General features: G+C 74.0%; 13 protein-coding genes. 7 read left to right on the top strand and 6 right to left on the bottom strand.

The window, feature by feature from the left end:
- Positions 1 to 3 precede the first annotated feature (3 nt).
- The gene (locus AB0F89_RS30270) at positions 4 to 1572 is read right to left on the bottom strand and encodes an AMP-binding protein (RefSeq protein ID WP_367129049.1); all 1569 of its coding nucleotides are present in this window, start codon (positions 1570 to 1572) and stop codon (positions 4 to 6) included.
- A 60-nt stretch (positions 1573 to 1632) separates the two neighbouring features.
- A complete protein-coding gene (locus AB0F89_RS30265; protein WP_367129048.1) occupies positions 1633 to 2175 on the bottom strand; it encodes an SRPBCC family protein in 543 nt (180 codons plus the stop codon).
- A 136-nt stretch (positions 2176 to 2311) separates the two neighbouring features.
- Between AB0F89_RS30265 and AB0F89_RS30260 the strand changes: the two genes are divergently transcribed.
- From AB0F89_RS30260 to AB0F89_RS30240, 5 genes are all read left to right on the top strand, one after another.
- On the top strand, positions 2312 to 3286 hold the full coding sequence (locus AB0F89_RS30260) for an NADPH:quinone reductase (RefSeq protein ID WP_367129047.1): 975 nt from the start codon (positions 2312 to 2314) through the stop codon (positions 3284 to 3286).
- Between the two features lie 199 nt (positions 3287 to 3485).
- A complete protein-coding gene (locus AB0F89_RS30255) occupies positions 3486 to 4652 on the top strand; it encodes an IS701 family transposase (protein ID WP_367129046.1) in 1167 nt (388 codons plus the stop codon).
- A gap of 21 nt (positions 4653 to 4673) precedes the next feature.
- Entirely contained in the window at positions 4674 to 5468 is a 795-nt protein-coding gene (locus AB0F89_RS30250; RefSeq protein ID WP_367129045.1) for an arylamine N-acetyltransferase, read from the top strand.
- Positions 5469 to 5574: 106 nt separating this feature from the next.
- Positions 5575 to 6672, top strand: a complete 1098-nt coding sequence (locus AB0F89_RS30245; protein WP_367129044.1) for a phenazine antibiotic biosynthesis protein — start codon at positions 5575 to 5577, stop codon at positions 6670 to 6672.
- A gap of 34 nt (positions 6673 to 6706) precedes the next feature.
- The gene (locus AB0F89_RS30240; RefSeq protein WP_367129043.1) at positions 6707 to 8083 is read left to right on the top strand and encodes an aldehyde dehydrogenase family protein; all 1377 of its coding nucleotides are present in this window, start codon (positions 6707 to 6709) and stop codon (positions 8081 to 8083) included.
- A 21-nt stretch (positions 8084 to 8104) separates the two neighbouring features.
- Here the strand turns inward: AB0F89_RS30240 and AB0F89_RS30235 are convergent, their stop codons facing one another.
- Positions 8105 to 10054: a helix-turn-helix domain-containing protein gene (locus AB0F89_RS30235; RefSeq protein WP_367129042.1), complete on the bottom strand. Its 1950-nt coding sequence runs from the start codon at positions 10052 to 10054 to the stop codon at positions 8105 to 8107.
- Positions 10055 to 10297: 243 nt separating this feature from the next.
- Between AB0F89_RS30235 and AB0F89_RS30230 the strand changes: the two genes are divergently transcribed.
- Together AB0F89_RS30230 and AB0F89_RS30225 are read left to right on the top strand one after the other, a co-directional pair.
- Positions 10298 to 11311 carry an aldo/keto reductase gene (locus AB0F89_RS30230; RefSeq protein WP_367129041.1) on the top strand — a complete coding sequence of 338 codons (1014 nt, stop codon included), beginning with the start codon at positions 10298 to 10300 and terminating at the stop codon, positions 11309 to 11311.
- A gap of 14 nt (positions 11312 to 11325) precedes the next feature.
- A complete protein-coding gene (locus AB0F89_RS30225; protein WP_367129040.1) occupies positions 11326 to 12162 on the top strand; it encodes an arylamine N-acetyltransferase in 837 nt (278 codons plus the stop codon).
- A 74-nt stretch (positions 12163 to 12236) separates the two neighbouring features.
- Here AB0F89_RS30225 and AB0F89_RS30220 read toward each other — a convergent pair whose 3' ends face one another.
- From AB0F89_RS30220 to AB0F89_RS30210, 3 genes are read right to left on the bottom strand one after another with little or no spacing between them, the layout of a single operon-like run.
- Positions 12237 to 13046, bottom strand: a complete 810-nt coding sequence (locus AB0F89_RS30220; RefSeq protein WP_367129039.1) for an arylamine N-acetyltransferase — start codon at positions 13044 to 13046, stop codon at positions 12237 to 12239.
- A 10-nt stretch (positions 13047 to 13056) separates the two neighbouring features.
- Positions 13057 to 13617, bottom strand: coding sequence for an NADPH-dependent FMN reductase (locus AB0F89_RS30215; RefSeq protein ID WP_367129038.1), 561 nt, complete (start codon positions 13615 to 13617; stop codon positions 13057 to 13059).
- Positions 13601 to 14998 carry an FAD-binding oxidoreductase gene (locus tag AB0F89_RS30210; protein ID WP_367129037.1) on the bottom strand — a complete coding sequence of 466 codons (1398 nt, stop codon included), beginning with the start codon at positions 14996 to 14998 and terminating at the stop codon, positions 13601 to 13603. The genes AB0F89_RS30215 and AB0F89_RS30210 overlap by 17 nt, the downstream gene beginning before the upstream one ends.
- Positions 14999 to 15008 lie beyond the last annotated feature (10 nt).

Below are 15008 nucleotides of genomic sequence, written 5' to 3'. Positions count from 1 at the left end.
GGGTCACCGGTCGGCGCCGTTGGCCAGGATGCGGGCCAGTTCCAACCGCTTGACCTTGGTGGTGGCGGTCTGCGGCAGGTCCGCGAGCTTCCACTGGACCGGCTCGCGCATCTCCGGCATCCCGGTGACCGCCGCGCGCCAGGCCCACTGGTCGAGTGGCTTGTCGTCCTTGGTGCACACCACCGGTTGCGCCCGGCCGTCCGGCGCCGGGACGATGATCACCTCGGTCAGGTCCGGCAACCGGTCGAACAGGGTGTCCTCGGCGGCCAGGGTGCTGCCGAAGCCGTCGATCACGTCCACCTCGCGGTCCAGCAGGTGCAGGCAGCCCCACCGGGTGCGGTAGCCGACGTCGCCCATGCGCCACCACCCGTCGGTGACCTGCCGGTCGTAGCGGCCCTGCTCGCCGAGGTAGGTGGCGATCCGGCCGTCGCTGCGGACCTCGATGAAGCCGGGGTCCTCCTTCGACGCGCGCCGCCCGTCGCGGCCGACCACTCGGACGCCGGTCATGCCGGGGAACGGCATCCCGACGCAGCGGCCGTCGGCCTTGGGCGAGCGGCGGCGGGTGAAGCCGCGCACCACCGCGGGCCCGATCTCGCTCTGGCCGTAGAGCTGCCCGAACACCGGCAGCCGGCGCTCCGACGCCCCGAGCAGCCGGTGCACGGTCCGCGGGTGGATCGCGTCGAACGTGCTGCTGAACAGCTTCACGTTCGCCAGCGGGCCGCGCGGGTCGTCGGCCAGCCCCTCCCAGTCCATCAGCGAGTTGGGGTGCGCTTCGAGGATGCCGGGGCGCACGCGGGCGAACAGGTCGGCCGTGCGCGCCGGGTCGGCGTCCGCGAGCACGACGACCGGCCACCCGCGCAGCAGCGAGATCGCCAGGGCGGTGACCAGTCGCGAGTGGACGAACGAGACGTGGATCGCGATGGTCTCCCGGCCGGGCAGCAGCGGCTTGGTGATCGCCGCCTGCGGCCGGTAGCGCGCCTGGAGCGTCCGTCCGGTGTGGACGGCCAGCTTGGGCGTCCCGGTGGTGCCCGAGGTGTGCGTGATGAGCGTCGGCCGCCCGGGCGGCAGGATCGTCGGCGCCACCCGCGGCGCGCCCGCCAGCGAGCGCAGCTCCACCGCGCCGGCGTGCGAGCCCTCGGTGAGCAGCACCTGCCGGGCCTCGTCGAAGACCGACGGCGGCAGGTCGTGGTCCAGCTTGGCCTGGTCGGTCACCAGGTGCGGGTGGCCGACGCGCCGCACCAGCTCGGCGACCGTGCCGCCGTCCAGCTGGGGCGAGAGCAGCACCGGCACGGCGCCCGCCCGCGCCGCCGCGCAGGCCAGCAGCATGATGTCGAACCCGTCGGACTTGTGCACCACCACCCGCTCGCCGGGGCGCACCCCGGCCGCGCGCAGCCGGGCGGCGTAGTCGTCCACGAGGTCGGCGACCTCGGGGATGGTGGCGCGCCTGCCCAGTTCCGGCGCGATCTGCAGGTCGTGGTCGAGGATCAGGACGTTGGTGGGGTGCCGGGCGGCGGCGCGTTCGAACAGCGTGCCCAACCGGATGCCGCGGTTCGCCCATCGTTGCAGGAACATCTGCTCACCTCGCGAAGTGGGTGGGGACGTGCGGTCGGCGTCCTCCCGGGCGGCGCCCGGTCAGCCGCGCTCGATGACGGCCTTGACGCGGGCCGCGGTGGTGGCCAGGTCGCGCTCCAGCTTCGCGCCCCAGTCGGCGTAGAAGCGCCGCACCGCGGCCTCGTCCATGTCGGCGGTGATCTGCCGGATGCCCTCGGTCGGCGCGCCCATCCGGAAGTGGTGCACGAGGACGCTCCCGCCGTCGGCGGGCAGCACGTCGAAGCCCCACACGCTGTCCTGGCGCTCACCGGCCCTGGTGCGCATGGCCCAGCGGAACGTCCGCCCGCGCTCGGCGGCGACGACCTCGGCCTCCGTGTGCCACCGGCCGCGCACGACCGGCGCCCACGCGACGACGTCCGCGGCGCGCTCGTTCTCACCCCGGAAGACGGCGCCGACGGTGCGCGGTTCGCCTGAGACCCATTGCCCGCCAACGCACTCCACGCTCCACTCGGCGCTGCGCGGCAGGTCGCTCACGACGTCGTAGACCCGCTCCGGTGGGGCGGCGACGAACTCCCGTGCCTCGGTTCGGAAGATGACGGCTCGCTCGGTTCCCGCATTGGTCATGGCGACGAGCGTGTCAGCGGTGCGGAGGTGGCGGTCAAGCGACGGGGCCGGGGGTAAGTCAGGTCAGGCGGCCGACCTGACGGAAGCGGCGGCGCGTGGTCGGCGGGCGCGAGCCGCGCGGCCACAATGGGTTCCCATGCAGGCGGCGTTCATCACCAGACTGGGCGCGCCGGAGGAGATCCGCTCCGGCGAGCTGCCCGACCCCGTCCCCGGTCCGACCGACGTGCTGGTGGAGGTCTCGGCCACCACGGTGAACCCGGTCGACACCTTCGTCCGCTCCGGGGCCTTCCGGACCCCGGTCGACTTCCCGTTCGTGATCAGCCGCGACCTGGTGGGCACGGTCGTGGCGAGCGGTCCGGGCGTCGCCGGGTTCGCCGTCGGCGACCGGGTGTGGTGCAACAGCCTGGGGCACGGCGGTCGGCAGGGCGCCGCCGCGCAGCGGGCCGTGGTGCCGGCGGACCGCCTCTACCACCTGCCGGAGGGCGTGCCCGACGCGGACGCCGTCGCGGTCGTGCACCCGGCGGTCACGGCCTACCTCGGCCTGTTCACGCACGGCCGCGCCCGCCTCGGCGACACCGTGCTGGTCGCGGGCGCCGGTGGCAACGTCGGCAGCGCGATGGTCGTGCTGGCCGCGGCCGCGGGCGCCCGGGTGATCGCCACCGCCTCGGCACGGGACGCCGAGCGCTGCCGGGAGCTGGGCGCGGCCGAGGTGTTCGACTACCGGGACCCGGCGCTCGCGGACGGGGTGCGCCGGGCGTGCCCGGACGGCGTGGACGTCCAGCTGGACTGCTCCGGCCACAACGACCTGCGCACGGCCCTGGACCTGGCGGCGCACCGGGGTCGGGTGGTGGTGCTCGCGGGCGCGCGCACCGAGCCGGTGCTGCCCGCCGGCGCCCTCTACACGGCCGACCGGTCGGTCGTCGGCTTCGTCATCTCGCACGCGACCACGGCCGAGCTGGCCGAGGCGGCGCGGGCCGTCAACGCCCTGCTCGCGCGCGGCGCGCTGCGCCCGCGTGAGGTGGAGGAGCTACCGCTGAGCGCCGCCGCCCGGACGCACGCCCGGATGGAACGCGGCGAGCTGCGCGGCCGGCGGGTGGTGCTGCGGCCGTGACCATCGTGGTGGCCGGGACGCACCGTCAAACCACTTCGGCGGGTGACGAATTGTGATGTAGATCACGTGTGCGACGCCGTTGTGGTGGCGCGTCACCACCCACCCCCGGATTGTGGTGCTCCGCCTACCTAGGCAGTGCCGCCGGCCGCGCGGGACCTTGGAGACCCAGAAGAGTCGACCGGGTTTCGGAAGGGTTGAGATGCTGTTACCGCGCAACGGCGCGCAGCGCGAGGGAACGTGGACCGGACCGCGTGAAGCACTCCTGGCGGAGCTGGGCTCCGCCCTCTTCGCGTCCTTGCCCAGGAGGGACCAGCGGGGCAAGGGCCTGGAGTACGTCCGCGGCCTGCTGACCGCCGACGGGCGCAAGTCGATCAGGAACATCGCCGCGGCGGTCGGCAGGCCCGCGGCCGAGCAGTACCTGCACCACTTCGTCAGCGATTCGACCTGGGACGTCGCCCCCGTGCGCCGGGCGCTGGCGAACTACGTCCGGCGGGTCGTGCCGCTGCGGGCGTGGGTGGTGCGGCCGACCGTCATCCCCAAGGCGGGGGTCCACTCGGTGGGTGTGGGCAGGCGGTTCCGGCTGGAGCAGGGGCAGTCCCTCAACGCGCAGCAGGCGTTCGGCGTGTGGCTGGCCTCCGACGAGGTCGCGGTGCCGGTGAACTGGCGGCTGTACCTGCCGCGCACGTGGCTGGACGACGAGCGGCGGCGGCGCCGGGCCGCGATCCCCGACGACGTGCGGCCGGAGACGTTCACCGACTGCGCCACCGAGGTCTACCTGGGCACCGGCGCCCGCAACGACTTCCCGGTGCGACCGGTCGTCTTCGACGGCCGCGACGTGGACGTGGTGGCCATGGTCCGCCGGCTGCGCGCCGCCCGGACGCCGTTCCTGGTGCGGATCTGCCCGGGGCAGCACCTGCTCGCGGCCGACGCCGGGCTGGCCGGGCACAGCCACGAGCCCAACCCGGCGGACCGGATCGCGAGCGCGGTCCGCGACCGGCGGGCCTTCGTGCCCGCGCCGCGGCCGACGGTGGCGGCGACCGCCCGCGTCGCGCTGCCACACGGCCCCCAGCCCGCGGGCCCCGGCGACCTGGCGCTGCTCGGCGTCGGCCGGGTCGACCGCGAGTGGCCGGGCCAGCTGTGGCTCACCAACCTGGTGACCGCCAAGCCCGCCGCGCTGGCCCCGCTGACCCGCCTGGTGGACGTGGTGGACCGGGACTTCACCCGGTACTCCGAGCGGGTGGGCATCCGCGACTTCGCCGGCCGCTCGTTCGCCGGGTGGAACCGGCACGCCACGCTGGCCTCCGCCGCGCACGCGGTGGCCGCGCTCACCGACCTGACCGGGCACGAGCTGCGGCACGTGTCCTGACCGGAGAGTGGAGGGACCGGAATGGACCACGGCACGGCGCAGGCGTACCTGGACCGCATCGGCGCGGTGCGGCCGGAGCGCCCCGACCTCCCGGCCCTGCGCCACCTGCAGGAGCGCCACGTCCGGGCGGTGCCGTTCGAGAACCTGGGCTACCACCTGGGCGAGGACGTCCACACCGACGAGCGGGTGCTGGACAAGATCGTGCGCCGCGGGCGCGGCGGCGGCTGCTACGAGACCAACCCGGCGTTCGCCCTGCTGCTGCGAGCGCTCGGCTTCACCGCCGACCTGGTGCCCGGCCGGGTGTACCGCGACGGGGTGCTCGGCCCGCCGCTGTGCCACCTGGCGGTGCGGGTCCGGCTGGGGGACGAGCGGTACCTGGTCGACACCGGCTTCGGCCGCAACAGCCTGCACCCCCTCGCGTTCGACGTGCGGGAGGAGCAGCAGGACCCGCACGGCGCCTACCTGCTGGTCGACGCGGGCGGCGGCGAGGTGGACGTGCTGCTCGACGGCCGGCCGCTGTACCGGGTGGACGACCGCCCGGTGACGTCCGAGGACCTGGCGCCGACCCTGTGGTGGTACCGCACCGCACCCGAGTCGCCGTTCCTCCAGGAGGTGTTCTGCGCCTTGAACACCGACACCGGTCGCGTGGTCATCAAGGGCAACCGGCTGACCGTCGTGCACGACGGCGAGAAGTCCACAGAGGACTTGACGAGCGCGGCGGAACTGCTTGCCGCGTACCGGAAGTGGTTCGGCTTCGAGCTGGACCGCGCGCCGGAACCGCCCGCACCGGGCGGCGCGGGCGTGCACCTGCCCTGACGAGCTGACAGACTCCCGCCGCCGACCTGGACCGCGCGCCGGCGACCGCCCGACGATGGTGGGGCGCCGCTGCTGTCGCGCGACCGCCCGTCCCGGAAGGAGAACCGTGGCCACCGTCGAATCCGTGCTAGACCTGCCGCACGACGTCCAGCCCGATCCCGACGAACTGGTGCGAGCCGCGATGCGGTGGCACTTCTCCCCGGAGACCGGGTCGCCGTTCTGGCTCGCCCGCGCCGGGTCGCTCGGGTTCTCCCCGGTCGACGACGTGCGCGGGGTGGACGACCTCAAGCTGTTCCCCAACGTCGCCAACGAGCTGCGCCACGTCCGGGCCGAGGACCTGGTCCCGCGCGGCTACGGCCCGCGCCCCGACGTGGTCGGCGTGTACGAGAGCGGCGGCACCACCGGCGCGCCGAAGCGGGTCGTGCTGATGCGCGACTGGCTGGACCGGCTCATCTCCTGGAGCAGCGCGCAGCTGGACGGCCACGGCGTGCCGCACGGCGTCAACTGGCTCAACGCCGTCCCGAGCGGGCCGCACATGGTCGGCCCGGTGATCGCGCACCAGACCGCGCACCGCGGCGGCGTCGCGTTCGCCATCGACCTCGACCCGCGCTGGGTGAAGCGGCTGATCTCGGCGGGCCGGGCCGAGGAGGCGGGCGCCTACGCCGAGCACATCGTGGAGCAGATCGGGTACCTGCTGGAGACCCAGGACATCGGCGTGCTGATGATCACCCCGCCGGTGCTGGACCGGGTGGCCCGGCGCGACGACCTGGTCAAGCTGGTCAACGAGAAGGTGAAGGCCATCAACTGGGTCGGCACGCAGATGGACCCGGACACGCGGCACCTGATGCGCACCGAGGTCTTCCCGGGCGTGGTGCTGTACAGCGGTTTCGGCAGCACGATGATCCTCGGCAACGCGAGCGAGCGACCCGGCCTCACCGACGACGACCCGTGCGTCTACGACCCGTTCTCGCCCTACATGACGTTCCGGGTGGTCGACCCGGACACCGGCGCGACCGTGCCCTACGGCACGCGGGGGCAGGTCGTGATGAACCACGTCAGCAAGAGCCTGCTGCTGCCGGAGAACCTCGAACGCGACACCGCGATCCGCGTCGAGCCGCTGCCCGGCCAGGTCGGCGACTCGGTGGCGGACGTGGCGCCGGTGCGCGAGTTCGACGACGAGGCCGTCATCGAGGGCGTGTACTGACCCGCCCCGACCGGGCAACCACCGGAGGTAGTCGATGACCACCGATCCCATCCAGCTGGACGCGCTGGGCCCGACCGGGCCCTACCGCGCGCGCAAGCGGCTGACCGTGAACGACCTGGCGGGCACGCCCGTGGCCGAGCTGAGCCTGGTGCCCGCGATCTACGTCAGCCGGGCGCTGGCCGCACTGCGCGCCGCCGACACGCCGCCGGTCGAGGAGCGGGTCACAGCGCTGGCCCGCGCCGGGCGGATCTTCGCCGAGGAGGTGGTCGACGGGCTGACCTTCGCCGAGTACCAGCACCTCGTCAGCCGCGTCTCGGGCGTGCCGATCTCCGTGGTCCGCTACGCCACCGAGGGCATCGTGGAGGCGGCCGGGAAGGCGGGCGACAGCGCCTACCAGGCCAGGCCCGCGGGCGCCGCCGACGACTGGCACGACCCGGCCACGCGGGGCGGCAGCGCGGTGTGGACGCGGCGCGGCGACGTCTTCGCGGTGCACGCGGCCGGCAACCACCCCGGGCCGCACGCGCTGTGGCTGGAGGCGCTGGCCCTGGGCTACCGGGTGGCGGTGCGGCCGTCCCGGCGCGAGCCGTTCACCCCGCACCGCCTGGTCACCGCGCTGCGGCTGGCCGGGTTCCGGGACGACCAGGTCGTGCTGCTGCCGACCGACCACGACGTGGCGGGCGAAGTGCTCCGGGGCGCCGACCTCGGGCTGGTGTACGGCGGCGACGACGTCGTGCGCAAGTACGCCGGCAGCCCGCACGTGCTGCCGCAGGGGCCGGGCCGGTCGAAGATCCTGGTCACCGCGGACGTGGACTGGCGCGACCACCTGGACACGATCGTCGACTCGATCAGCCACCAGGGCGGCGTCGCCTGCATCAACGCGACGGCGGTGTTCGTGGAGGGCGACCCGGCGCCGCTGGCCGAGGCCGTGGCCGAGCGCCTGGCCGCCATCCCGACGCTGCCGCCGCAGGACGAGAAGGCGGTGCTGTCGGTGCAGCCGCTGGAGACCGCCCGGACCGTCGAGCGCTACCTGCTGGCCCAGGCCAAGGGTTCCCGGGCGTGGTTGGGCGGCGACGGGATCGTGGACGAGCTGGGCGACGGCAGTGCCGCGCTGCGGCCCGCGGTGCACCAGGTGGACCGGCCGGACGCGCCGCAGACCGGCACCGAGCTGGCGTTCCCCTGCGTCTGGATCGCGCCGTGGACGCGGGAAGCGGGCGTGGCGCCGCTGCGGGGCTCGCTGGTGCTCACGGCGCTCACCCGCGACGAGGAGCTGGTGGGCCGCCTGGTGGACGAGCCGAGCATCAGCAACGTCCACCTCGGGGACCACGCCACCTACTGGACCCGCCCCGGCGTGCCGCACGACAACTACCTCGGTGAGTTCCTGATGCGCACCAAGACCGTCATCCGGGACTGACCGCCGCGTCGGCGGGCGTCATCAGCGGGCGCCCGCCGACGCACCCCCGTCCGCGCCGGGGCCGAGCAGGGACCCGCGCACGCGCAGCAGCCGCAGCGCCAGCTGGAGGTCCAGGGCGCGCTCCGGCTTCTGCCACTCCGGGCCCAGCAGCTCCTTGATCCGGTCCAACCGGCGGGTGACCGTGTTGGTGTGCACGTGCAGCCGCCCGGCGGCGTAGGTGGGGCTGCCGCCCTCCTCGAAGTACGCCTCCAGCGTGGGCACCAGGTCGGTGTAGCGCTCCTGGTCGTAGTCGAGCAGCGGTCCCACCGCGGCGTCGATGAACCCGGCCACGTCGTGGTCGTCGGACAGCAGCACGCCGACGAAGCCCAGCTCCCGGGTCGACGCCGCGCCGCCGATCGCGCCGAGGGCGGTGATGGCGTCCACGCACCGCACCGCCTCCTGGTAGCCGTCGTGCACCGCCGCCGCGCCGGACAGCGGCCCGGCCGCGCCGACCGACACCGGCGAGCCCGCGGCCTCGGTCAGCTCGGCCGACACCCGCTTGGCCGTCTCGCCCGGCGCTTCACCGGGCACCAGCAGCACCACGTGGTCGCCGCGCGAGTTCCGCAGGCCGCCTGCGCGCAGCGCGTACGCCGACGTCCAGGCGTCGACGCGGCCCGACACCCCGCCCTCGGGCCTGGCGACCAGCAGCACGTGCGACCGGTCCAGGTCGACCCCGGCCCGCCGCGCCCGCTCGTCCAGCTGCCGCGGCGCCTGGTGCCGCGCCGCCAGCATGTCCTCCAGCAGGCACTCGTGCAGCTGCGCGCGCGGACCGTTGGCCACGTCCTCGCGCAGCAGGAGGGCGACCGACCGCGCCACCGCCCGCAGTACCTGCCGGCCGCCGGCGTCCGGTCCGGAGCCCGACGGCACCAGCACCGAGCCGACGCACCGCGCGCCCGCGCGGACCGGCGCCACCCACAGGCCATCCCCGAGGGGCACGGGCTCGTCGCCGCCCGCGTCGAGCGCCGCCGCGACCGCGAGCGGGTCCGGCTCGCCGGGCAGCGAGCCCGCCGCCGCCAGCACCCGCCCGTCCACCGAGCAGACCGCCACGGCGGCCCCGAGGCAGCCGCGCGCCTCCACGACCAGGTCGTGCAGGTTCGCGCCGGCGAGCACCAGGTCGACCATCCGGTCCCGGACCTCGCCCACCTCCCGGGCCTCCGCCTCCCGCGCTCGCGAGCGGTCGAGCCGCACCTCCAGCTCCTTCGCCCGCTCCTCGGCCTCGGTGCGCAGCCTGGTGTGCTCGATGAACATCCCGGCCAGCGTGCCCAGGGACGCCAGCAGCGAGCGCTCGTCGGCTGTGAAGTGGCGGACGTGCCTGCTGGCCGCGTAGAGCACGCCGCTCGGCACCGAGCAGTGCAGCCGCGCGCCGTAGTTCAGCGGCGCGGCGACCAGGGCGTGCAGGCCCTCGGCCCGCACCAGCTCGTCGAACGCCTCGTTGTGCTCGACCCGGTCGTCGGCGAGGAAGTCGGAGGTCCAGTACGGCCCGGCGCCGGACTGGCCGAGCACGCCGAGGCCGTTGGCGGCGGGCAGCCGGGCGCCGACGCTGAAGGAGGAGGTGTGGCCGTCGGCGGCGTGCACGCGGACGTAGCCGTGCTCCTCGTCCAGCAGCGCGATGTAGGCCATGTCCATGCCGAGCAGGTGGCGGGCGCGCCGGGTGGTCACCTGGAGCAGCGTGTCCAGGTCGTAGGGGACCGCCAGCTCGCGGGCCGCGTCGACCAGGGCGTCCAGCCCGGCCTCGCGCCGCCTGCTGCCCTCCGCCTGCGCGGCGATGCGCAGGCACTGCCGGGCCGCCGCCTCCAGCCCGGCGAGCTCGTCGTCCGGGGCGCCTCCCAGCCGTGCCTGGTCGATCATTCTTTCGAACTCGCTCATCGGCGCCTTGTGCGCCAGCAGGTCGATCAAATCGCCGATGCGGACCTCGGTAACGGTCTGGTACACCAGATACCCCTTCACCACCGATAAGCGAACTCCTCTCAGCGTACCGGCCGTCCCGAACGCCCGACGCGGCCGGGGATTCGATCACCCGAACAGGGTAGGTAATTCCTGGTGAAGGCGCATTCATGGCATTCAGTTTGACATCGGTGAAAAGTGGGTAATGCGAATTGGAACCGAATTCGGGCACCTGACAGAGTAGGTGTCCGGGGCTTCGCCCACCACGCGCCGACCGCGCATCCTGGTGCAATGGAGCTGCGACGACTCGGAGCAACCGGACCCAGTGTTTCCGCATTGGGCCTCGGGCTCATGTCCATGTCGGATTTCTACGGTCCCGCCGACCGGGCCGAAGGCATCGCCACCGCGCACGCCGCGATCGAGGCGGGCGTCACGCTGCTGGACACCGGCGACTTCTACGGCAGCGGGCACAACGAACTGCTGCTGCGCGAGGTCCTGCGCGAGCACGACCGCGACCAGCTCGTGCTCAGCGTGAAGTTCGGCGTCCTGCGCGACCCGGCCGGCGGCATCCTGGGCGTGGACTGCCGCCCGGCCGCGGTGAAGAACTCGCTGGCCCAGACGCTCCAGCGGCTCGGCGTCGACCACGTCGACGTCTACCGGCCCGCGCGGCTGGACCCGGACGTGCCGATCGAGGAGACCGTCGGCGCGATCGCCGAGCTGGTGCGGGCCGGCTGGGTCCGGCACATCGGCCTGTCCGAGGTCGGGGCGCACACGCTGCGCCGCGCGGCCGCCGTGCACCCCGTGGTGGACCTGCAGATCGAGTACTCGCTGCTGTCCCGGTCGATCGAGGCCGAGATCCTGCCCGCGGCGGACGAACTCGGCGTCGGCATCACCGCCTACGGCGTGCTCGCCCGCGGCCTGCTGTCCGGCCGGTGGAACCACCGGCGGGCCGCGTCGGCCGACGACGGGCGCAGCGGGTTCCCGCGGTTCACCGGCGAGAACCTGGACCGCAACCTCGCGCTGGTCGACGCGCTGCGCCGGGTCGCCGACGAGGTCGGCGCGACCACCTCGCAGGTGGCCATCGCCTGGGTGATGTCGCGCTCGCCGGGCATCGTGCCGGTCATCGGCTCGCGGCGGCGCGACCAGCTCGCCGAGTCCCTGGGCGCCCTGGACCTGGCGCTGGACGAGGGGCAGCTCGCCGCCGTGGAGCGAGCCGTGCCGTCCGACGCGGTCGCGGGCACCCGCTTCGACGCCGCCAACATGGCGATGCTCGACAGCGAGCAGCGGTCCACGCCGGTCGCCTGAACGAGGGGAGCGAGATGCGCACCGAGGACCAGTGGGAGGCCGACCGCCTCGACGTCGACGCCTACCTCGAGCGGCTCGGCGTCGGGTGGCCGCTGCCGCCGACGGCGGAGACCCTGCGCCTGCTGCACCGCGCCCACGCGCTGGCCATCCCGTTCGAGAACCTGGACGTGGTGCTCGGCCGCGGTGTCGACCTCGACGTGGGCGTGATGCAGGCCAAGCTGCTCCGGAGCAGCCGCGGCGGCTACTGCTACGAGCACAACATGCTGTTCGCCGCCCTGCTGGAACGGCTCGGCTACCGGGTCACCCGGCTGTACGCCCGGCCGGACCTGGAGTACCGCAAGACGCTGCCGCGGACCCACCTGGCGCTGCGGGTGGAGCTGGACGACGGCACGGTCCAGCTCGCCGACGTCGGCTTCGGCGACGACGGGCCGCTGGAGCCGCTGCCGTTCGTCGACGGCGCGGTCTCCGAGCAGGGCGGCTGGGTGTACCGGCTGGCCCACGACGGCGAGCGGGAGCAGCCGTGGGGCGTGCACCTGCGGCGGGGTGACGCCTGGTTCCCGCTCTACCGGTTCACGCTGGAGGCGCACCACCACATCGACTGCGTGGTGGCCAACCACTACATCTCCACCCACCCGCGCTCGCCGTTCGTGGGCCGGGTGTTCGTGGAGCGGTTGGCCGAGGACCAGCGGCTCAACCTGGACGACCGCACCCTGACCCTGCGCCGCGCCGACGGCGCCCGCGAGGTGTCGCGGGTCGAGGACGACGGGTACGCCGACCTGCTGGCCGACCGGTTCGGCATCGAGCTGACCGAGCCGGAGCTGAAGGCGGTGCTCGCCTCGCTGCCGGACTGAGACCGACGACTCGACGACTCGACGACGGGAAGGGGCTCCCGGACGGACCGGGAGCCCCTTCTCGTCGTCGCGGGTCAGTCGATCTGCATGACGATCCGCTCCGCCGGGTCGATGCGCGGTTCGGTCGGCAGCCGGTCGAGCACGATGCCGAAGTGCTTCTCGTAGGCGTCCCGGACGGCGTCCTCGCCGACCAGGCGCTCGGTGCGCCGCCCGTCCCGGTCGGTGCGGGTCAGCTCCTCGCCGTTCAGCGTCACCCGGCCGAAGTCGGTCTGCAGCGTGGTGATCAGGTTGTGCCGGAACACCGAGTCCGGCGCGGTCCGGTACCACCAGAACGTCGGCAGGTAGTCGGTCAGCTCGGTCGGCCGGTTCTCCAGCCGGTACTGGCGGTCGCCGTTCAGGAAGGCGTCGATGTCGCCCTCCTCCGTCACCTCCACCCGGTAGTCGCCGTGCGGGTCGTGCTGCACGCCCGTCTCGCCGATCCGCAACGGGCGCCGGCTGCCCTTGCCGAAGCCGACGTCGACCAGGTACGGCTCGTCCAGGTCGACCCGCAGCGCGAGGTGGCACAGCGGCGGGCCGAACCGGCCGCCCAGGTAGACCCGGCCGGGCAGCATCGAGACGGTGAACCCCAACGCGCCCAGCAGGGTCGCGAACGCGGGGTTCAGCTCGTAGCAACCGCCGCCGCGCCGCCGGTCCACGATCTTGTCGAGGATGCGGTCCCGGTCGAGGCTGACCTCCGCGCCCTCGACGTGGTAGTCGACGTTCTCGAACGGGACGGACAGGACGTGCCGCTCCTGGAGGTGCCGGAGCGCGGCCAGGTCGGCCCGCTCCGGGCGCTGCGCGCCGATCCGCTCCAGGTAGCGGTCGACCTGTGCTGCGGCGATCATGTGCCCTCCTTCATCGGTTGCGGATCTTCCGTTCCAGGGCCAGCAGGAGGTCCCGCAGCAACGCCGCCGACACCTCGTCGGTCAGGACGCCGTCCTCGAACCGCTCGTGGCAGCGGAAGACGGCCACCTCGGGCTTGACCACGACGTCGCAGTCGGTCCACAGGAACACCTGGCGCAGGGCCAGCTGCGCCCGTGCCGTGCCCATCGCGGTCGGCGAGGCGCCCGCGATGGCGACCGGCTTGCCCTGCAGCGCCCACCGCGGCAGCGGCGTGCTGGCCCAGTCGAGCGCGTTCTTCAGCGCGGCCGGGATCGAGTAGTTGTGCTCCGGCGTGGCGATCAGCAGGCCGTCGGCCGCGGTGATCCGGTCGCGCAGGTCCGCGACGGCGGCCGGCGGCTCGTCGGTGTCGAGGTCGGCGTTGTACAGCGGCAGGTCGCCCAGCCCCTCGTACAGCTCGATCGCCATGCCGCCGGGGTTGACCTTCCGGGCCGCGTGCACCAGCGCGGTGTTGTAGGAACCGGCCCGCAGGCTGCCGGACAGGGCCAGGATCTTCAGTTCACGCACGGTGTTCACCGCTTCCTCCACCGGTCCACCCGGTCGGTGGGATGTTGTGGTTGAGCCGCAGCAGGTTCTCCGGGTCGTGCGCGTCCTTCAGCCGCACCAGCCCCTGGTAGGTCTGGTGGTCGTAGGCCGACCGCATCGCCTCCGGGGTGTTCTCCCGCGCGCTGATGAAGCTGAGGAACGGGCCGCCGATGCGCCACGGCAGCATCGCGTCGACCAGCCGCTGCTGGTGCCCGTGCACCTCGTCCGCCTCGCCGGGACCGACCGGCATCCCGGTGAACAGGGTGTACTCGGCCTCGCGGAACGGCAGCGCGTTCGGGTGCTCGGGGTGGCGGCCGAGCGCGCCGCCCAGGTGCCTCAGCTCGATGCCGGGCCGCACGCCGTCGGCCATCTCCTCGACGAACCCCAGCAGGGTGTCGAGGGCCGCGTCGTCCAGCGCGCGCAGCCGCGCCGACCGCTCGAAGTAGACGCCGGGCCGCGTCGGGTCCATGTTGATCTCGGCGACCCGCGCGTACGACATGTCGCGCACCAGGTCCAGCACCGGCGGCCGGATCTCCCGCAGCGGACGCACCAGGCGCTCGCCCTCCTCGGCGGGACCGTTGAAGGCCAGCCGCAGGTGGGCCAGGAACCGGCCGCGCATCGGCTCGGGCAGCCCCGGGTCGTCCGGGAACCGCATGAACGCCAGGCCCGACTGCATCCGGTCGGGCATCCCGCGGGTCCAGTCCCGCCAGGTCCGCAGCACGTCGCCCGCGGCCTCGCCGGGCAGCAGCAGCGCGCCGCCGTAGAGCCGGGGGACCACCACCAGCTCGATCTGGACCGACGTGACCACGCCGAAGTTGCCCTTGCCGCCGCGCAGCCCCCAGAACAGGTCCGGGTGGTGCCGCGGCGACACGTGCAGCGCCTCGCCCTTGGGCGTCACCACTTCGAGCGAGCGCACCCGGTCCGCGCCGTAGCCGTAGGACCGGCCGAGGTGGCCCAACCCGCCGCCCAGCAGGTACGAGACCACCCCGACCGACGGCGAGGCGCCGTTGAGGGGCGCCAGGCCGAACTCGGAGGCCCTGCGCACGACCTCGCCCCAGCGCGCGCCGGCTCGGACCACGGCGGTCCGCGCGACGGGGTCGATGCGCACCTGGTCCATCGCCCTCGTGCTGATCAGGACCGCGCCGTCGAACGGCAGCGCCACGCCGTGGCCGGTCGCCTGCACGCCGATCGGCAGGCCCCGGTCGGCCGCGTGCCGCACCGCCTCCAGCACGTCGTCCGGGCCCGCGGCGGCCACGAGGGCGGCCGGCCTGCCCGCCGGCACGATCAGGTTGAACCCGACCTGCTCGGCCTCGTGCTCGGGGGCGCCGGGCGGGATCAGCGACCCGCCGGACGGCAGCTTCAGCTCGTGCACCTGTTCTCCT

Origin of the sequence: Saccharothrix sp. HUAS TT1 (genome assembly GCF_040744945.1) — a bacterium.
Taxonomy (GTDB): Bacteria; Actinomycetota; Actinomycetes; order Mycobacteriales; family Pseudonocardiaceae; genus Actinosynnema.
The sequence above is the reverse complement of the archived record's forward strand: the minus strand, read 5'-3'. Positions and strand labels throughout refer to the sequence as shown.